The sequence below is a fragment of the Pseudodesulfovibrio cashew genome (genome assembly GCF_009762795.1).
GTDB lineage: Bacteria > Desulfobacterota > Desulfovibrionia > Desulfovibrionales > Desulfovibrionaceae > Pseudodesulfovibrio > Pseudodesulfovibrio cashew.
The window spans coordinates 1893066-1911798 of record NZ_CP046400.1; the positions used below are offsets into that span (position 1 = coordinate 1893066).

The window sequence follows — 18733 nt, forward strand, 5'->3', positions numbered from 1 at the left end:
TGGGGCGGCTCAGCGGCCCAGGCCGCGCAGGTCGTCCAGAATGATGGCCGCGGCGCGGTTCGCCGCGCCGAGCTCGCCAACCATGGTCCGCAGGTCGGCCAGTTCCCTTTTGCGCCTGTCGTAAGTGGCGGGATCGTCCAGCCACGCTTGCGCGCACTCGGCAAGGACGTCGCCCCGGGCGCGCTCCTGGATGAACTCCGGATAGACCTCGCGGCCCATGATCAGGTTGGGCAGGGAGATGTAGTCCACGTTGACCAGCAGCTTGGCCACCAGCATGGAGAGGGTCGAGACCTGATAGGCGACCATGACCGGGGTGCCGATGAGCGCGGTTTCCAGGGTCACGGTGCCCGAGGCGGCCATGATCAGCTTGCAGGAGCGAAAGATCTCGTAGCGGTTGTCCGGCTCCACGATCTCCACCGGGATGGACTCGGGCCAGTGGCCCAGGAGACGTTCTTTATCCATGCCCGGCGCGCGCACCAGGGTGTAGCGCAGGTCGGGGTGCGCGGCGCGCAGCAGGCGGGCGGCCTCGGCGAACTGCGGGAGCAGGGTGTCCACTTCCTTTTTGCGGCTGCCGGGCAACAGCCCGATGCGGTTTTCGTCAACTGGCAGGGCGTCCAGTTTATCCAGGGGCAGAACATCCATGAGAGGGTGGCCCACGTAGTCCACGTCCACGCCGAATTTCTCGTAAAAGGGCTTCTCGAATGGCAGGATGCAGATGACGCGGCGCACGTGTTCGCGCAGAAAGTGGACGCGCCCGGAGCGCCAGGCCCAGATCTGCGGGGAAATATAGTAATAGACCGGAATGTCGAGCCGCTTGGCGATCTTGGCGATGCGGAAGTTGAACTCCGGGCAGTCCACCAGGACGATGGCCCGGGGCCGGACCCGTTCCAGTTCTTGTCGGATGCGCCTGAGCAACAGGAGGATTCTGGGCAGGCCGCCGAGGATTTCGGTGATCCCGACCAGGGAGATGAGCCGCATGTCGAAGCGGGCGTCCAGGCCCTGACCGGCCATGGCAGGGCCGCCCATGCCCGTGAAGGCGGCCTCGGGATCGGCGCTCTTGATCGCCTTCATCAATTCCGCTCCGTGCAGGTCGCCGGACGCTTCGCCGACGCTGAACCAGATGGGGCCTGTATTTCCTGTGTGCATGGCTAGTTAGTACAGCATGTCCTTATCCCCGGCAAGAACCCCCGGCAGGGCCCGGCTGCACAAGCTTGCCAACCGGCCTTCTTACGAGTAGAGAGGCCTCACGTGAAGTCACTTATTTACCCAATACGGAAATAAAGGAATTAGAATAATGTTCAAAGTCGGAGTAGTCGGTTTGGGCTGGATGGGCCGTGTCCATCTGCGCAACTATACCGAAATGGCTGATGTGGAAGTGGTCGGCGTCGTGGACGTGGACACCGAGGTGCTCAAGGAAGTCGAGGGGCAGTTCGGCGTCAAGACCTACACCTCCCTGGATGAGCTGCTGGAGAACGACCTGGACGTCATGTCCGTGTGCGTGCCCACCAGCCTGCACCACGAGACCGGGCTCAAGATCATCGAGAAGAAGATCAACCTGATCATTGAAAAGCCCCTGGCCGCCACCGCCGCCGAGGGCCGCGAGCTGGTCCTGAAGGCCGAGGACATGGGCATCAAGCTCATGGTCGGCCACGTGGAGCGGTTCAACCCGGCCGTCGCCCGCGTCAAGGAACTCATCGGCGATGCCGAGGACGTCATCTCCATCCAGATCGAGCGCGTGGGTCCCTATCCGCCGCGCATCCAGGACGTCGGCGTCATCAAGGACCTCGGTTCCCACGATATCGACCTGCTGCGCTATCTGTCCGGTTCGGATTTCAAGTCCGTGTACGCGGTCTGTTCCACCTCCATCGGCAAGCACGAGGACTCCGCGCTGATTACCGCCGAAATGGAGAACGGCGTACTCGCCAACATTTCCACCAACTGGGTGACTCCGTACAAGGGTCGCAACATCAGCGTGGCCTGCGAGTCCAAGTACATCCACGCCAACCTGATCACCCAGGAGGTCAAGGAATACTCGGCCTTCTCCACCTACGACAAGTCCTACTCCGTGCGCGAGTGGCCGCTCATGTTCCGCGAGCCCGTCAAGGAGGAACTGACCCAGTTCCTGAACGCCCTGCGCAACGGCACCGAAGTGCCCATCCCGGGCTCGGACGGTCTGGAAGTGCTCAACATCTTCGAGCGCATCCTCGGCGAGAATAAGTAGCAACCAAGTGGCATCACATAAGAAAGGCCCGTTCGCAGACGCGAGCGGGCCTTTTCCTTTATTCGATATCCGGGGAGATCAGTTGGCCGCGACCTTGGCCTTGCCTGATGCGGGCTGGCCGCTGACCACGATGTAGTCGACCACGTCGCTGATGCCGCCCACTTCGCTGGCGATGGCCACGGCCTCGGTCTTCTGGGCCCAGGTTCCGGCCCGTCCGATGAGGATGGCGTGGGAGCGGACGACCTCCACTCGGAGGTCCGCGTTGTCCAGCCGTCGGGCTTTGCCCAGCCTGCCAGCCAGCTCCTTGAGGAGCAGGTGGTCGCTCTGGGCTTCGCGCGCCGGACCCATGGGGTAGAATTTGCAGTGGACGATTCGGAGTCCTTCCACGGTGGAAGCGACCTTGACCGCCCGGTCCGCCTGGGAACGGCTGGTGAAGCGTCCGACCAGGTAGGCCTCGCCGTTGATGACGTGGCCCGAGACCGTACGCTGTCCGTCCATGGCCAGCCGCTCGCGCAGCCTGCGCTCCATCATCCGGTCCGAGGTGCAGGTCAACTCCCCGCCCTCCACGGAATTGCGCGGCAGGTAGTCGTCCGCCAGGTGCACGGCGTCGTAGCCGGTCATGGCCCCGCCCGCCACCTGGACGGCGGGATACAGGGCGCACCCGGCCAGGGTCAGACCCATGATCAGGATCAGCAGGCCCGGCAGGAGCGTGGTATGGCGGTAACGGTCAGACATAACTAAGACAATACTATAGTCGAGTGTCTAGAATTTGTCTAATCCCTTGTCGGTCCCGTTGTCGAAGTGAAATCAGCCTTTGATTACAACGAGATATATCATTCCGGCAATATCCTGGCGGTCCAGGATTCGCAGGCCTTCGGGGCGGTCCTTCCAGTTTTTCCAGTGTTTCTCGCGGATGGAGAGAACCACTCTCTCTCCGCCATCAACCAGACTCGTCAGCTCGTCCCAGTCGCCGGTCTCTTCGATTTCGTGATCGGCGTAATAGGTGAAGATGCCGGAGTAGATCTTGAAGGCCAGAGGAGTGTACCCCTCGTCTACCAGCGCGCCGATCATCTCGCCTTGGCGCTTGGGTGACATGGCATTGTCCAGGGAGGGGGCGACCATCAATCCGACCGGGTAGAGCCAGACCGTCACGGCCAGTACCGTGGAGAGCAGGGCGATGCGGTTGCCCGCCTTGCGGACCGCGTAGAGCAGGGCCGCGCCGCCCAGCAGGGTGATCGCGGCGATACCCATGCCGCGCATGGGAACCGGGAAAGGCAGCAGGTCGCCGCCCAGCAGCAACCCCGCACCGAGCAGGCCCAGCAGCCCGGCGGCCAGGGTCCAGAAGCGGACCGAGTCGTCCTCGTTCTGGCGGGTCATGGCGTCGCCCGTCAGAATGGCCATGGGCGGGAACATGGGCAGGATGTAGATGAGCACCTTGCCGCTCAGTGAGGAGAGGAAAATCAGGGTCGCGCCGAACATGATCCAGAGAAAGGTGCGCGGTCCGGCCTCACGGCGCGAGGCCCACAGCGCTCCCCAGTTCTCCAGGGAGAACGCCCGCTTCACCGGCGCGGCGAACAGGAACAGGGTCCAGGGCAGCCAGGCCAGGGGCAGGGCAATGAGGTAATAATAGAACGGCTCCATGTGATGGAAGGTGTGGGTGGCGCGTTCCAGGATCTGATGGCCGAGGACCGTGTTCAGCAGAAAGTCCGGGCCTTGTGACAGGATCACCCCGCCCACCCAGGCAGCGAGCATCAGGAGCATGGCAAGCAATCCCTTGCCCATGGGCCGGGTGAGGAACTTTTTCACCTCGCCCTTCCAGATCAGGTAGACCGTCGAAGTCAGCAGCGGGAAGAGGAAACCGAGCGGCCCCTTGACCAGGGTGGCGAGCCCGGCCAGCAGGAAGCCCCACAGGGGCCAGCGGCCCTGGTTCTCCTCGGAGAAGGCCCGGAACAGGCAGGCGTGGCTGAGCACGATGAGCGCGGCGAACATCAGGTCCATGCGCGAGTAGTGGAACAGCCCGGCCAGGAAAAAGGTGGAGAGCAGGATGAGCACGGCGGACAGGCTCACCTGCCTGTCAAAGCCCAGGGTGCGCGCCAATGCGTAGGCCGAGGCCAGCAGGAAGAGCCCGGACAGAGCCGCTCCCAGGAAGAAGACCGTGGGCTGGTCCGCCGGGGTCAGGGTGTCCAGCAACCAGAGGAACCAGAAGTAGACCGGGGGCTTGTCCGGGTAGGCCTGGCCGTTGAGGGCCAGGACGATCCAGTGGCCGTGCTCGGCCAGGTTCCGGTAGGCGTCGGCGTAGCGGACCTCATCCGAGAACCAGAGGGCGCGGTTGTTCAGGGTGAACCAGGTCTGGGCGAGGACGCCGAGGATCATGGTCATCCAGGGGTGGTCTTCGAGAACGTACCATATGCGAAGGGCGGTTTTTTTCATGAACGGCCTTGTTGTCGTTTTCGGGTTGTCATGCCCCGGCCTTGCGCCGGAACAGGGTCGAGTCGGCCAGGATCTGGGTGGCGAATCCGCCGAAGCTTCCCAAAAGCCAGCCGAAGAACACATCGGTGGGATGATGCCATCCCAGATAGATGCGGGTGAATCCCACCAGGCCCACGAAGAGGCCAAGGCCCAATGTGGGGGCGAATGCCGAAAGCCGGAACGCCAGAGGCAGGCTCCAGCCCGTTATCTCGGTGGTGTGTCCGGACGGCAGGGAGTGGTAGTTGCCGCGGGAGGTCAGGGGGTCGAAATACCAGCCCTGGCCCGGCCTGGGGCGACCAATGGTCCGCTTGATGAAGTGGACGCAGAGCAGGGAGACCACCACCTGGACGCCGAGCAGGATGAACACGTAGCGCTTCTTCTCCGCGTCGCCCTTGCGGAAGGCGTTGACGAGCATGACGCCGTAAAAGGCGTAGAAAAGCGGGTTTGACCAGTCCGTGACAAACTTGAGCGCGGCGGAAAGGGTTGGGTGGGCGGCACTATGCTCATGAAAGAACGTGCTGACCCCGGCCTCGGTGTCGAAACCGAGCCAGAGGGCGGCAAGCACGAGCAGCAGAGGGGCGGAAAAGATCGCCCAGTGGAGAAAGCGGGTGCGCATGGGCTCCTCTTAAGCCATACGGCACGGGGGGGCAACCCGGCGAGGGCTATTCCCCGCCGTCGTCCGAATTTTCCGCTGATTCGCCGTTGCGGAAGGGCTCGTGAGTGTAGCGGGCCCAGGTTTCCTCGTCCACGCCCAGTTCCTGAAGGAGCGCGGCCATGGATATGCCTTCCTGTTTCCAGTATTTGTGGGTGTGGTCCGAGCATTCGAAGGGGATGACCAGGGTGCCGTCGTCGTCAACATAGGGTTCGATCTTGTTCATGGAGCGGAATCGGGGCGGGGTAGTGGTGAATAGGGTGGCCGTCGCGGCGGGGTCAGCGTCCGAGCAGGCGGCGCGCTTCGGCGATGGAGCGCGTTCCGAGCGGTCCGGCCGAGCCGAGTGCGATGAGGGTCTCGACGTCTTCGAGGGTGTCCATATCTTCCAGGTTGGGCAGGATGTGGGTCTTCATTCCCTGGCCGGAGATCAGGCTGGCGGTCTGTTCGAAGACCCGCTCCGTGCTCCAGTCGATGTTACGGAACACCTCGGGCACGAATCCCTTTCGATGAAAGCCGATCAGGTAGTAGCCGCCGTCGTCGGCCGGGCCGAGGCAGGCGGTGTCCGGGGTCAGCGCCTCAAGGGCTTCCTCGATGATGGCCGGGCTCAGGCCGGGCACGTCGCTGCCCGCCAGGACCACCCGTTCGTACTTCATGAAGAAGGCCTCGCGGAAGCCGTTTTCCATTCTGCGGCCCAGGTCGGCGCCCTTCTGGCCCACGTAGCGGTGGTACTCGCCGAGCCAGTCGCGCATGGCCTGTCCGGCGGTTTCCGGGGCGAAGCAGACGATGATCTTGGCCTTGCAGCCGGACAGAAGCTCCTCGAACTTCTCCTCCACGAAGGTGGCGTAGAATTCCGCGGCCAGTTCGGGGGAGGAGTTTTCGGCCAGCCGGGTCTTGACCTCGCCGGGTTCCGGGTATTTCACGAAGAAGAGTACGCAGTCGTTCATTGGGCGTCCTTTGCATCCTGGGGACGATAGTGCCGGGCCAGATCGGCGGGGTCAGCGCCCAGGGCATACCGGAGTCTGAGCCACCAGTTGGTCAGGGTCCGCACAAGAACCCCTTCCTTTTCCCATCGTCGTGCCGACGTGACTACCTTACCCGGCAGAATGGCAATGGGCAATCCCTGTCGGCGAATCCGCCGGAAAAATTCCACATCCTCCATGATCGGGATGGCCGCGAATCCGCCCAGGGCGCGGAAGGTCTGGGCGGTGACGAATTGGGCCTGGTCGCCGTAGGGCACCCGCTCCAGCCGGGTGCGGAGGTTGGCAAACAGGGCCACCACCCGCAGGGAGGGGCGGGGGGAGTCGATGGACAGGGAGAAGGCTCCGGCGGCTGCGCCGTCGGCCACGGCCCGGCGTATGGCCGTGAACGCGTCTCCGGGCAGCCGGGTATCGGCGTGCAGGAAGAGCAGGGTGTCTCCCCCGGCCCTGTCCGCGCCCGCGTTGAGCTGGATTCCCCGCCCCGGCGGGCAGGCGACCTTGATCACGTCCGGGTCCCGCACCGCCGCAAGGGTGTCGTGCCCCGGACCGCCGTCCGCCACGACGATCTCCACGGGCTCCTTCGTGGCGGCCCGGCGGACGCGCTGGATCGCGTCGTTGATGATCTCGGCCTCGTTGTACACGGGGATGATCACGGAAAGTGACGGTCTGGTGGTTGTGTTCCGGTCCATGGAGGATTAATAGACCACTTGTCTTACAATTTAAAGAACGGAGAAGCGCATGCGCAAGGGCGTTACGGAAGACCGCGAGGTCGTGGAGGCGATTCTGGAAAAGGCAGAGGTCCTCTGGCTGGCCCTCGTGGACGGGGACGGCCCCTACTCGGTGCCGGTGAGCTTCGCGGAGGAAGGCGGGGTGGTGTTCATCCATTCCGGCAAGCGCGGGCGCAAGGCCGAGGCCCTGAAATCCGGCGGCCCGGTGGCCTTTTCCTGCGCCGTGGACGTTCGCATGCGCGAGGGCGGTGACGACGCCTGCGACCAGGGCTATCATTTTCGCTCGGTCATGGGCCGGGGCGTACCCCGGCTGGCAGAAGGCGAGGAAAAGATGCGCGGCCTGGACCTGATCACGGTCAAGTACCTGGGCAGGCAATTGCCCTACGTGGACAAGGTCCTGCCCATCACCGACGTCTGGGCCATCGACGTGGATACCCTGACCGCCAGAATAAAGGAGTAAATTCATGATTATATGCTATTTCGGCGACTCCCTTACCCTGGGGTACGGCGACCCCTCCGGCCTTGGCTGGCCGGGCCGGGTGTCCGGCAAGCTCGCCTCACTCGGGGTGGACGTGACCAGCTACAACCTGGGCGTGCGCCAGGACGCCACCACGCGCATGGCCAAGCGTTGGAAAGCCGAAGCCGAGCCGCGCAGGATGCCCTCCCGGGAATACAAGCTGGTGTTCAGCTTCGGCGTGGCCGACCAGTCCAACAAAGTGGCCCCGGCCGACTCCCTGGCCGCCGCCGAGGCCATGCTGACCGAGGCCATGGACATGGGCGAGGTGCTGCTGGTGGGACCGCCGCCGGTGAGCAACCCGGAGACGACCCGCCGCATCGGCACGCTTTCCGAGCAGTTTGCCGGGCTCTGCGAGCGGCTCGGCCTGCCTTATGTCCCGGTCATCGACGCCATGCTCGCCCATCCGGTCTACGGCAAGGCACTGGAGGATGGCGACGGCGCCCACCCCTCGGCCCTGGGCTATGCGGTCCTGGCCGAATGCATCCTTGAATCCGAACCCGCCCGCGATTTCTTCGGGCTGGAGTAATACTGCATGAGCGATCTGAAATCCTTTGCGAGCGACAATAACTCCGGTGCGCACCCGGCCATCATGGAGGCCGTGCTGCGCTGCAACGAGGGGCACCTGAAGTCCTACGGCGACGACGAAATCTCCATTCGCACCGATGAGGTGTTCAAGGAGTTCTTCGGCTCCCAGGCGCGCATCCACTACGTGACCACGGGCACGGCGGCCAACGTCCTCGGACTGCGGGCCGTGACCCACACCTATAACTCGGTCATCTGCGCGGAGCAGGCGCACATCAACAACGACGAGTGCGGCGCGCCCGAGGCCTTCGGCGGCATCAAGCTGGTGCCCGTCCCGTCCAAGGACGGTAAGCTGACGCCCGGGGCCATCGCCCCGTACCTGGGGCATGTGGGCTTCGTCCATGCCTCCCAGCCCCGCGTCATCTCCATCACCCAGCCCACGGAGGTGGGCAAGCTCTACACCCTCAAGGAGATCGAGGACATCGTGGAGTTCGCCCATGACCGCGACCTGCTGGTGCACATGGACGGCGCGCGCATCGCCAACGCCTGCGCCGCTCTTGGCTGTTCCTTTTTCGACATGACCACCGCCCTGGATATCGACCTGCTCTCTTTTGGCGGCACCAAGAACGGCTGCCTCATGGGCGAGGCCGTGGTCTTCCTCAACCCGGACATCGGCGAGGGCTTCCCCTACCTGCGCAAGCAGGCCATGCAGCTTGTCTCCAAGATGCGCTTCGTCTCGGCCCAGCTCGAACGCTACCTGGCCGACGACCTCTGGCTGGAGAACGCCCGCCACGCCAACGCCATGGCCAGACGGCTGGCGGACAAGGCCGGGGCCGTGGACGGCGTCGAGATCAAGGGCAGCGTGGACTGCAACGCCCTGTTTGCCCACATCCCGCCCGAGGCCACGGAAATCCTGCTGGAGAAATACTACTTTTACGTATGGGACGAGCACGACAACACCGTGCGCTGGATGACCTCCTGGGCCACCACCGAGGCCATGGTGGACGAGTTCGTGGATGACCTGAAAAAAGCCGTGGAGGCTGTTCGATGACCCCGAAGAAGAAGCGAATTTGTGTTTATCTCGGCTCCAACCCCGGCTTCGACCCGGCCTACGGCGAGGCCGCCGAAGCCCTTGCCCGGGAGCTGGCCAGGCGGGAAATCGGCCTGGTATACGGCGGCTCCAATGTCGGCCTCATGGGCCTTATCGCCAACACCTGCCTGGAGGCGGGCGGTGAGGTTATCGGCGTCATCCCGGAATTGCTGGTGGAGAAGGAAGTGGCGCACACGGGGCTGTCCAAGCTCCACGTGGTCAAGTCCATGCACGAGCGCAAGCAGAAGATGGCCGACCTTTCCGAAGGCTTCATTACCCTGCCCGGCGGCATCGGCACGCTGGAGGAGTTCTTCGAGGCCCTGACGTGGAGCCAGTTGGGCTATCACGCCAAACCCTGCGGTCTGCTCGACGTCAAGGGCTACTACACCGCCCTGGCCGAACACATGGACCGCATGGTCCTGCACGGCTTTCTGATTCAGGAGCACCGCAGCATGGTCCTCACCGACGCCGACCCCGCCAGTCTCCTCGATCAGTTCGAGACGTATGTGGCGCCCAAGGTGAACAAGTGGATCGAGAAGAAGAAGGGGCTGTAAAAGCGCTTCCAATCTGTAAGTATCATTTTTTGCGGCGTACAAAGTCGCAACGGCAAAATTGCATGGGTTATTTAACTCATATATTCAAATTTACAGGAGTACACACATGGCAAAAGCAACTGCCCGCCATCTTTTGGTTAGTGACGAACAAACCTGTCTGGACCTGAAAAAACAAATTCAGGACGGCGCAGATTTTGGTGAACTGGCAAAACAACACTCCAGTTGTCCTTCCGGACAGCGCGGTGGGGATCTCGGAGAGTTCGGTCCCGGTGTCATGGTCCCGGAATTTGACACCGTGGTGTTTAACGAAGCTGTTGGCGAAGTTCATGGCCCGGTAAAAACACAGTTCGGTTACCACCTGCTGGAAATCACGAGCCGCGAAGACTAAACACTTCTTCACCGTTGTAACAAAAAGTCCGGTTGTTTTCAGCCAGGGCGTTTTCCATACATGTTGATAAGAATGGCTCCGATGAATTCGGGGCCATTTTTCTTGGGTAGCCACATTGTCATTGATTTCTTTTAGCTTTGCCCCGCATAGGCACAAGGGAGATAGGCCCTCAAGCAATTGACGTGGGATCAATTTGAGTATCACGACAAGCCGTGTTGGCTTCTCGACGTGAAGGGATACTACACCTGCCTCGCGGAGCACATGGATCGCATGTTCCTGAACGGTTTCCTCGTGCAGGAACACCGCCGAATGGTCCTTACCGATGCCGACCCCGCCAGTCTCCTCGACCAGTTCGACAACTACGTCCCGCCCGAAGTGGACAAGTGGATAGAGAAGAAAAAGGGGCTGTAGTCAGCCCCTGCTGTGTAAACAACCGGCTGTAATTGTCGGTTGTATTTACATTCTGCGCCCTGTGGTTCACAAAAAATACATACATTACGGATGCGCATATGTGGCATGGGATATGCTTGCCTCAATTGATAAAACAAGGGGTTACAAGAGAATAGATATATCATCGGCAACGCGCTATAGCTTGCTTTGCGCAAAATGTTGGAGGTACCGATTATGGCTTTTTTAAAAAGCACACCCATGGTCATATGCTCTTCATTTGTTTTGCTGCTCTTGATCTCTCCCGTTTCCACCTCCCACGCAGCTCCCATTTACATCGATTTCGATAGCCTCTCCTCCGGTGCCATAGTGTCGGATCAATATGGCGCTCTTGGTGTCTTCTTTCAAAATTCACTTACGGACACAGCTTCGGATGTGGAGATTTTGGATGGGGGATACGATTCGACGATAAATGCCATCATGACAACCTCTTACAGCGATGGCTTTTATGTCATCCTCCCTGAAGGCATGAACAGCTTCGAGGGCTTTGTCTACGAAGACAGTTATTATGTGTATGGAGACGAGGACTACTATGACGAAGGAGGAGAAGGGGAGTACTATGACGAGGGTTATTCCGTATACATCCAGGCGTACGACATAGACGGTCTGCCCATGTTGTCCAGCGAATACGTGGTCCACAGCACGGATGTGTGGTCCGCCTTTTCGTTAACCACGAGTGCTCCCATCGCGGCACTGCACATCTATGGGACAATGAGTTTCAAGATCGACAGCATCCAGATTCAAAATACCATGAACGGGCAGGCCGCCGTGACAACTCCCGAGCCGTCCTCCTTCCTCCTGCTCGGCGTGGGGCTTTTGGCTTTCCTGGCATGCCGTGCTGGTGTGCGGCAGCGCTAAGGCAACTCGACCACTGTTCCGAGTGAAGACCGCACTCCCCCCATCATGATCGCGGGAGTCGTCGCGCATCGTTTTTGAACGCCCCACGAAATAGCCTGCCAGATCGTGGGGCGACCTTTCTCTCATTGCTTGCATATAGCTATGTGCCCTTCCAACTAGGGGCGGATCAGGAGGGCATTTACATAGTCCTCACCGACGCCGGAGGCATCCCCTTCTCCCTCTCTCTTCGAGCAAACACCAAAAACGGCGCGACCTGTCTGGCCGCGCCGTTTTGTTTGTCATCAAGCGTTGGCAGGGGAGTCTAGTCGCAGACTGCCTTGGCCTTGAGCGCCTTGATCCATGGGTTGGCGCCGTAGCCCATGATGATGTACTTGCCCGCGATGAGGGTCGGGGTGCCGGGCAGCTCCGCCTTTTCGCAGAGGTGAGCGGTCTCCAGGACGTGGGCCTCGTGGTCGGCCTGGAGTCTGGCGGCCAGCCCTTCAAAAGTGACGCCTTCGCCCATGGCCGGGAAGCGGGTGACGAACTGGGCCAGGACCAGCATGCGGGCCTGTTTCAGGTCGTCGGTCTTGGGCTGCTTGAGGTCGTAGTAGGCGAAGTCGATCATGGCCTTACTGTTTTCGCTGCCTGCCGCGTCCTCCAGTATCCAGGCCGCCATGTCCGAGCCGATGAAGGATTGCCTGGGGAAGAAGATCAGGTTCACGGTGCCGTAGAGCTCTGGATACTCGCCGAGCAGCTTGTGGCCCAGACGGCAGTGCCAGCAGAGCGGGTCGGTGACGATGGTGATGTCCAGGTCGCCGGTGCCCTTGAATTTGGCAACGGCGTGTCCGCCCAGGGAGGCGTATTGGGGCGCGCAGCCCGTGACGCCCTCGGCAAGGGCTTGGGCCGGGAGAAGCAGCAACAGGGCCAGCAGGGTGAGCGGGATGAGTTTTCGCATGGGCCCGAGTCTATACCCATCAGCCCACAATGCCAAGGCAGGGGGGCGGGGAGGGGCCGATTGCTGCGTTGCTGCAAAAAGCGCAAACCCTCGCGTACGTGGTGTACGCTTCGGTCTTGCGCTTTTTTTGCGCCTTGCACTCGACCCCTCCCCGCCCCCCTGCCCGGTGGTACGGTGTTGGTTGGGGCTTGTTTCGAGGAGAAGCGGAGGGGGAGCCTGATTGCTGCGTTGCTGCAAAAAGCGCAAACCCTCGCGTACGTGGTGTACGCTTCGGTCTTGCGCTTTTTTTGCGCCTTGCACTCGCCCCCTTCCCGCCCCCCTGCCCGGTGGTACGGTGCTGGTTGGGGCTTGTTTCGAGGAGAAGCGGAGGGGGAGCCTGATTGCTGCGTTGCTGCAAAAAGCGCAAACCCTTGCGTACGTGGTGTACGCTTCGGTCTTGCGCTTTTTTTGCGCCTTGCACTCGACCCCTCCCCGCCCCCCTGCCCGGTGGTACGGTGTTGGTTGGGGCTTGTTTCGAGGAGAAGCGGAGGGGGAGCCTGATTGCTGCGTTGCTGCAAAAAGCGCAAACCCTCGCGTACGTGGTGTACGCTTCGGTCTTGCGCTTTTTTTGCGCCTTGCACTCGACCTCTCCCCGCCCCTCTGCTCGGTGGTACGGTGTTGGCTGGGGCTTTGGGGAAATGGCCTGAGTGCCCTAATGCCCTGAAGGGTCAATTGATTTAGCTCAATACTTCGCACCAAAGGTGCGCGAATGGGGATGCAAGGGGCTCAACCCCTTGCCCGCCGGAGGCAACGTCATCCGACAATCGCCGCCGAAAGGCGGCTTCAGCTCCTGATTTTCATCATGGGATTTTGCCTCTAACCGTGAAAACACCCTGTTGTCGGTGCTCCTGAATCAGGCCGCGTTGTCCACCTTGCCGGGCACGACCGGGCGGAGCCGCTTGGTCGCGTTTGCCTTGAGAAAGGTGTCCAGCCCTTCCTTGCCCATGAACCGGGACAGGACCTTGGGCTCGGAGCGCATCAGGTCCACCAGGATCAGGCCGTCCAGACAGTTGCCGAAGGCCGGGTCCACGTTGAAGCCGATGATCTTGCCGCCCAGCTTGAGGTACTGGCGCAGGAGCACCGGGATGGAGGTGCCGCCCTCCACGTCGCTGACCAGGGCGGCGACGTCCTCGGGGTCGTTGAAGGCGCTGGCGGGCAGGGTAAAGTCCATCTTCTTGAGCTGTTTGCCCTTGGGCGGGCGCTTGGGGTGGGCCATGGAGGCCATCTCGGGCAGGGCGCAGTGGCGTTCCATGAAGTTGACGATCAGTTCACGGGACAGGCCCGAGTATTCGCCGGAGATGGACACGCAGCCGAACAGGGTGGAGTACTTGGGGTTGCGCACCACGAATTCGGCCACGCCTTTCCAGAGGAGCAGGAGCGGTTGGTAGTTCTTCTGGTACTTCGGAATGATGAACGAGCGGCCCATCTCCAGGGCCGGGCCCATTTCCTTGAGCAGGGAGGCGTCGTAGTCGAACAGGGTGGAGGTGTAGAGGCCTTCGGGGCCTTGTTCCGCCAGGATCTCGTCGGTCAGGCCGAAGCGGTAGGCTCCGGCCACCTCGCGCTCGGCGTGATTCCAGAGCACCAGGTGACGATAAGTGTCGTCGAATTCGTCGATGTCCATGGCGCGGCCCGTGCCTTCGCCCACGGCGCGGAAGGTCTTCTCCCGCTGGATGCCGATTTCGCGCAGGATGCGGGGGATGCGGAACGCGCCGGACTGGAAGACCGTGAAGTCGCCGGAGCGCATGAGCACGGCCTCGTCGGGAAGGGCGGCCACCTCGCTGGCCAGGATGTGCTTGCCCCGGGAGTTGGCGATGGGCGCGAGCTTACGCTTGCCGTCGCGGCCCTTGAGGCGGAAGCGGGGCTTGTCCTTACGCAGCAGGTAGGTGCGGAAGCGGAGGTAGTCCATGAGCTCCCGGTCGTCCTCGTATACGGCGAGCTTTTCCGCCGGGACCACCGAGCCCAGGGCCACGCGGATGGTGTGTTTGGCGGCCTGGCGCAGGTTCTCGTGGGGCAGGAGCACGGTCCTGAGCTTGGGGTGGATCAGGCCGAGGGTCTGGAACAGGCCGGAGTTGCGGCCGTCGAAGAACACGGGCAGCACGTTTGCGCCGGTCTTGTGGATGATGCGTCCGATCATGGGTGACCACTGGGGATCGGCGACCATGCGCTTGTTGACCTTGAGGCTGGAGACCTCGCCGGACGGGAAGACCACGAGCATGCCGCCGTTTTTGAGCCAGCGCATGGAGGCCTTGAGTCCGGCGATATTCTTTTTGGCCGACTCCTCCTTGCCGAAGGGGTCCACCTGGATGAGAAGATCGTCCATCTCCGGGATCATGCCGAGCATGAAGTTGGCCATGATCTTGATGTCGGACCGGACCTCGCGCAGGATTTTGATCAGCAGCAGCCCCTCAAGCACGCCGAAGGGGTGGTTGCAGACGGCCACCAGCGGGCCTTTGGCCGGGATGCGGCTGACGGGCTGGCCGTCCACGGAAAATTTGACTCCCAGGGCCGTGAGCGCCTGCTCCACGAACGGCTCGTCGCTGCCCGCCGCGTGGAGCGAGGCGTACATGCCGTTGAGGGTGTTCAGGCGAAGGACCTTGGAGAGGGGTTTCTTTACCAGAGAGAAAAGGGTGTGGCGAAGGGGGTCGCCAAAGGGTGAGTCCAGGTTGAGCAGTGGTCGGGTGCCTTGGCTGTTCATGCCGTATCCTCCGGAAGTTGGTTTGATCGATGCTATTCCGGGAGGGGGCTTCGATCACGCCGGAGGGGTGACGGATTGCCGTCAAAGGGTGACGTGTTTTCGTCCGTTTCGTGACGGCGCCGCAGGGCGCAAAAAGGCCCGGCGCACGGGAGCGCGCCGGGCCGTGATTTCATGCTTGGCAGGGGGCTAGTGGCTGTATCCGCTGGTGGGTCGGACCGCCCAGTGCGTGGAGGGAATCGGCAGGCAGAGGTTGGCGTGGGCCATCTCCGCGCACATTATCAGGCCGCCGGTATTTTCCTCCCAGTAGACCTGGTCCACGAACATGGCCACGGCCTGGGACGGCGTGAGCTTGGCCAGCTCCACGGCGGGGATGTACTGCCGGAGTACGGCCTGTGCACCCAGGTGAACCATGCGTGCACCCACCGGGGTCAGAGCCACGTCTTCGAAGTCGATGGCGTGCAGTATGGGGTCGGTTGTCGCGTAAGTCTTTGCCAGGTCCACTTCCGCTCTCTGGTGCATACCGGACATGATTGCCTCCTTTTCCTTGGTATAAGACGAGATGCAATTGCCGGTCCTCTGTCATCGTTATCGGCGTTATTTCTTTTTTCCCTTATGTCCTGGCCGGGGTTTTGTCCTGCGCATATGGTTCTCCTTACTTGCATCATAGCGCATTTCCTCCATATTGGGCAAGGTGTCCGAAATCGGGCTCGGCGGCGTAGACGATTTATCGGGTACACTTTCCATATATATGGGGCGGGGGAGTCCATCAGGAATGGAGTGTGGCTTTGCCTTGCGGCCTGTTCCGGGGCAGTTGATGGGCAAAAAACAGTGCATGACGCCGTTTCGAGTCCGGGGCGGCCGGACTTGGGAAGTCATTTTCCGGAGTGGAAACTTTTTTTACCGGGCGCGCTTGACTCTTTGTCGGGCATGGTTATCTTTCCCCCAGCCTGACGGGGTCCCTTGTGGACTCCGTCTTGGCAAGCGGGCCCGGAACGGCCCGACAATCAAGTCTAATTACTATATTCGGAGGTATAGAGGAATGAATCTGAAACCGCTGAACGATCGTGTTCTGGTCAAGCGCCTGGACGTTGAGGAGAAGACCGCCGGGGGCATCTACATCCCTGATTCCGCCAAGGAAAAGCCCTCGAAGGGCGAAATCCTGGCCGTCGGTCCGGGCAAGCTGGACGATAACGGCGAGCGCGTCTCCATGACCGTCAGCGTCGGCGACATCGTGCTGTTCGCCAAGTACGCCGGTAGCGAGATCAACATCGACGGCGAAGAGACCCTGGTCATGCGCGAGGACGACATCCTCGCCATCGTGGACTAGCATCCGATCAATCAAGCTCAATTCAAAAAAACAATTTTCTGCAAGGAGAATAGACCATGTCGAAAGAAATTCTTTTCGATGCCAAGGCCCGTGAGAAGCTGAAAGCCGGTGTGGACAAGCTGGCCAACGCCGTTAAAGTGACCCTCGGTCCCAAGGGCCGCAACGTCGTGATCGAGAAATCCTTCGGTTCCCCGGTCATCACCAAGGACGGCGTCTCCGTCGCCAAGGAGATCGAGCTGGAAGACAAGTTCGAGAACATGGGCGCCCAGATGGTCAAGGAAGTCGCTTCCAAGACCTCCGACGTCGCCGGTGACGGCACCACCACCGCCACCGTGCTGGCCCAGGCCATCTTCTCCGAGGGCGTGAAGCTCGTGGCCGCCGGCCGCTCCCCCATGTCCATCAAGCGCGGCATCGACAAGGCCGTCGAAGCCATCGTCGCCGACCTCGAGAAGGTCGCCAAGCCCACCCGTGATCAGAAAGAGATCGCCCAGGTCGGCACCATCTCCGCCAACAACGACGAGACCATCGGCAACATCATCGCCGAGGCCATGAGCAAGGTCGGCAAGGAAGGCGTCATCACCGTGGAAGAGGCCAAGGGCCTGGAAACCACCCTGGACGTCGTGGAAGGCATGCAGTTCGACCGCGGCTACCTCTCCCCCTACTTCGTCACCAACACCGAGCGCATGACCTGCGAAATGGAAGAGCCGCTGATCCTCATCAAGGAGACCAAGATCTCCAACATGAAGGAACTCCTGCCCGTCCTGGAGCAGTGCGCCAAGATGTCCAAGCCGCTGATGATCGTCGCTGAAGACATCGAGGGCGAGGCTCTGGCCACCCTCGTGGTCAACAAGCTGCGCGGCACCCTGAACGTGGTCGCCGTCAAGGCTCCCGGCTTCGGCGAGCGCCGCAAGGCCATGCTGAAGGACATCGCCATCCTCACCGGTGGTCAGGTCGTCTCCGAGGACCTGGGCATCAAGATGGAAAATCTCACCGTCAACGACCTCGGCTCCTGCAAGCGCGTGGTCATCGACAAGGAAAACACCACCGTCGTGGACGGCGCAGGCAAGCCCGAAGAAATCAAGGGCCGCATCCAGCAGATCCGCGCCGAGATCGCCGACTCCACCTCCGACTACGATCGCGAGAAGCTCCAGGAGCGTCTGGCCAAGATCGTGGGCGGCGTGGCCGTCATCAACGTCGGTGCCGCCACCGAGACCGAGATGAAGGAAAAGAAAGCCCGCGTCGAGGACGCCCTGAACGCTACCCGCGCAGCCGTGGAAGAGGGCATCGTGCCCGGCGGTGGCGTGGTCCTGGCCCGCTCCGGCGTGGCCGCCAGCAAGGTCAAGGTCGTCGATGACGACGAGCAGGCCGGTGTGAACATCATCGCCCGCGCCGTGGAAGAGCCCCTGCGCCAGATCGCCGGCAACGCCGGTCTCGAAGGCTCCATCGTCGTCGAGAAGATCAAGGAAGGCAAGGGTGGCATGGGCTACAACGCCGCCACCGACAAGTACGAAGACCTGATCAAGGCCGGTGTCATCGATCCCAAGAAGGTCACCCGCACCGCGCTGCAGAACGCCGCTTCCGTGGCCGGCCTGCTGCTGACCACCGAATGCGCCATCGTCGAGAAGCCCGAGAAGAACGACGGTCCGGCCATGCCCGGCGGCATGCCCGGCATGGGCGGCATGGGCGGCATGGGCGGTATGTACTAAGCCTCCCGGCGTTACCAAGCCAACAAATCAAACCGGCCCGCGACGGAAGTCGCGGGTCGGCTTTTTTGTTGTGTTGCGGTGGTCGTGAGAGTCGGGTGGGGTGTTACATTGATATGTCCCTTGCCACATTCAGTTAGAGAGCCGGGTTTGGGGGCTGTGCCCCCAAAAGCCCTCCATGCCCTCCCGGCGGGGTCTATTTCTTTTGCTGCGCCAAAAAAAATAGACGAAAGAAAAGGCGCTTGGAGCGTCATCCCCGCCTCGGTGCTCTCGGGCGAGAATCTCATCCAACCCGGTCGCCTCCAGACTACGTTGAGTGGGACGCTCTGCCAGTCTTATCATGCGGAGGCCGTCCCGCTCCGTGCGGGCTCTGGGACAAGAGCCGCCACCCGGCTTGGTGAGCTTCTAGGCCCGCGAGCAAGGGGCTGACGGCTGTCCTTCGGAGGGAAGTCATCGCGCTGAATTGCTTCTTTCTGATTCGCACGGGGCACCAGCGCGACTAGGCGGGCTAAGGAAAGTCGCCGCACATGGCAAATTACCGATCACCCAGGCAACGACCGGTCATCGAGCTCGGGGCTTAGAGCCGCTTGGCACGGCTGAAGCGCAGCCCGA

At 61.8% G+C, this 18733-nt stretch carries 20 protein-coding genes; 10 read left to right on the top strand and 10 right to left on the bottom strand.

The window, feature by feature from the left end; genetic code table 11:
* Positions 1-9: 9 nt before the first annotated feature.
* A complete protein-coding gene (lpxB, locus tag GM415_RS08510; protein ID WP_158947390.1) occupies positions 10-1146 on the bottom strand; it encodes a lipid-A-disaccharide synthase in 1137 nt (378 codons plus the stop codon).
* 148 nt (positions 1147-1294) lie between these two features.
* Here lpxB and GM415_RS08515 point away from each other — a divergent pair, with 148 nt between their 5' ends.
* Entirely contained in the window at positions 1295-2221 is a 927-nt protein-coding gene (locus tag GM415_RS08515) for a Gfo/Idh/MocA family protein (protein WP_158947391.1), read from the top strand.
* A 78-nt stretch (positions 2222-2299) separates the two neighbouring features.
* Here GM415_RS08515 and GM415_RS08520 read toward each other — a convergent pair whose 3' ends face one another.
* The 6 genes from GM415_RS08520 to GM415_RS08545 all read right to left on the bottom strand — a co-directional run bounded on the left by GM415_RS08520 (position 2300) and on the right by GM415_RS08545 (position 7008).
* A complete protein-coding gene (locus GM415_RS08520; protein ID WP_158947392.1) occupies positions 2300-2956 on the bottom strand; it encodes a BON domain-containing protein in 657 nt (218 codons plus the stop codon).
* A gap of 72 nt (positions 2957-3028) precedes the next feature.
* Positions 3029-4651 (bottom strand): ArnT family glycosyltransferase, encoded by a 1623-nt coding sequence (locus tag GM415_RS08525; RefSeq protein ID WP_158947393.1) that lies wholly within the window; start codon positions 4649-4651, stop codon positions 3029-3031.
* A 28-nt stretch (positions 4652-4679) separates the two neighbouring features.
* Entirely contained in the window at positions 4680-5306 is a 627-nt protein-coding gene (locus GM415_RS08530; RefSeq protein WP_158947394.1) for a phosphatase PAP2 family protein, read from the bottom strand.
* A 46-nt stretch (positions 5307-5352) separates the two neighbouring features.
* On the bottom strand, positions 5353-5568 hold the full coding sequence (locus tag GM415_RS08535; protein ID WP_158947395.1) for a hypothetical protein: 216 nt from the start codon (positions 5566-5568) through the stop codon (positions 5353-5355).
* 52 nt (positions 5569-5620) lie between these two features.
* Positions 5621-6286 carry a TIGR04282 family arsenosugar biosynthesis glycosyltransferase gene (locus tag GM415_RS08540; RefSeq protein WP_158947396.1) on the bottom strand — a complete coding sequence of 222 codons (666 nt, stop codon included), beginning with the start codon at positions 6284-6286 and terminating at the stop codon, positions 5621-5623.
* Complete coding sequence (locus GM415_RS08545) at positions 6283-7008, bottom strand: TIGR04283 family arsenosugar biosynthesis glycosyltransferase (RefSeq protein ID WP_158947397.1); 726 nt, start codon at positions 7006-7008, stop codon at positions 6283-6285. The genes GM415_RS08540 and GM415_RS08545 overlap by 4 nt, the downstream gene beginning before the upstream one ends.
* 49 nt (positions 7009-7057) lie before the next feature.
* Between GM415_RS08545 and GM415_RS08550 the strand changes: the two genes are divergently transcribed.
* The 7 genes from GM415_RS08550 to GM415_RS08580 all read left to right on the top strand — a co-directional run bounded on the left by GM415_RS08550 (position 7058) and on the right by GM415_RS08580 (position 11423).
* The gene (locus GM415_RS08550) at positions 7058-7507 is read left to right on the top strand and encodes a pyridoxamine 5'-phosphate oxidase family protein (protein WP_158947398.1); all 450 of its coding nucleotides are present in this window, start codon (positions 7058-7060) and stop codon (positions 7505-7507) included.
* A 4-nt stretch (positions 7508-7511) separates the two neighbouring features.
* Entirely contained in the window at positions 7512-8090 is a 579-nt protein-coding gene (locus GM415_RS08555; protein ID WP_158947399.1) for a GDSL-type esterase/lipase family protein, read from the top strand.
* Positions 8091-8096: 6 nt separating this feature from the next.
* Positions 8097-9137 carry a threonine aldolase family protein gene (locus tag GM415_RS08560; protein WP_158947400.1) on the top strand — a complete coding sequence of 347 codons (1041 nt, stop codon included), beginning with the start codon at positions 8097-8099 and terminating at the stop codon, positions 9135-9137.
* Positions 9134-9730: an LOG family protein gene (locus GM415_RS08565; protein WP_158947401.1), complete on the top strand. Its 597-nt coding sequence runs from the start codon at positions 9134-9136 to the stop codon at positions 9728-9730. The genes GM415_RS08560 and GM415_RS08565 overlap by 4 nt, the downstream gene beginning before the upstream one ends.
* Before the next feature lie 106 nt (positions 9731-9836).
* Positions 9837-10118, top strand: a complete 282-nt coding sequence (locus tag GM415_RS08570; RefSeq protein WP_158947402.1) for a peptidylprolyl isomerase — start codon at positions 9837-9839, stop codon at positions 10116-10118.
* A gap of 177 nt (positions 10119-10295) precedes the next feature.
* Positions 10296-10529 (top strand): LOG family protein, encoded by a 234-nt coding sequence (locus tag GM415_RS08575; protein ID WP_158947403.1) that lies wholly within the window; start codon positions 10296-10298, stop codon positions 10527-10529.
* Positions 10530-10742: 213 nt separating this feature from the next.
* On the top strand, positions 10743-11423 hold the full coding sequence (locus GM415_RS08580; RefSeq protein ID WP_158947404.1) for a PEP-CTERM sorting domain-containing protein: 681 nt from the start codon (positions 10743-10745) through the stop codon (positions 11421-11423).
* Positions 11424-11724: 301 nt separating this feature from the next.
* Here the strand turns inward: GM415_RS08580 and GM415_RS08585 are convergent, their stop codons facing one another.
* The 3 genes from GM415_RS08585 to GM415_RS08595 all read right to left on the bottom strand — a co-directional run bounded on the left by GM415_RS08585 (position 11725) and on the right by GM415_RS08595 (position 15619).
* The gene (locus GM415_RS08585) at positions 11725-12357 is read right to left on the bottom strand and encodes a DsbA family protein (protein ID WP_158947405.1); all 633 of its coding nucleotides are present in this window, start codon (positions 12355-12357) and stop codon (positions 11725-11727) included.
* An 892-nt stretch (positions 12358-13249) separates the two neighbouring features.
* A complete protein-coding gene (locus GM415_RS08590; protein ID WP_158947406.1) occupies positions 13250-15091 on the bottom strand; it encodes a lysophospholipid acyltransferase family protein in 1842 nt (613 codons plus the stop codon).
* A gap of 186 nt (positions 15092-15277) precedes the next feature.
* A complete protein-coding gene (locus GM415_RS08595) occupies positions 15278-15619 on the bottom strand; it encodes a hypothetical protein (RefSeq protein ID WP_158947407.1) in 342 nt (113 codons plus the stop codon).
* A 511-nt stretch (positions 15620-16130) separates the two neighbouring features.
* Here GM415_RS08595 and groES point away from each other — a divergent pair.
* Positions 16131-16418, top strand: coding sequence for a co-chaperone GroES (groES, locus tag GM415_RS08600; RefSeq protein WP_158947408.1), 288 nt, complete (start codon positions 16131-16133; stop codon positions 16416-16418).
* A 56-nt stretch (positions 16419-16474) separates the two neighbouring features.
* Positions 16475-18124 (top strand): chaperonin GroEL, encoded by a 1650-nt coding sequence (gene groL / locus GM415_RS08605; protein WP_158947409.1) that lies wholly within the window; start codon positions 16475-16477, stop codon positions 18122-18124.
* Positions 18125-18733: the final 609 nt, after the last annotated feature.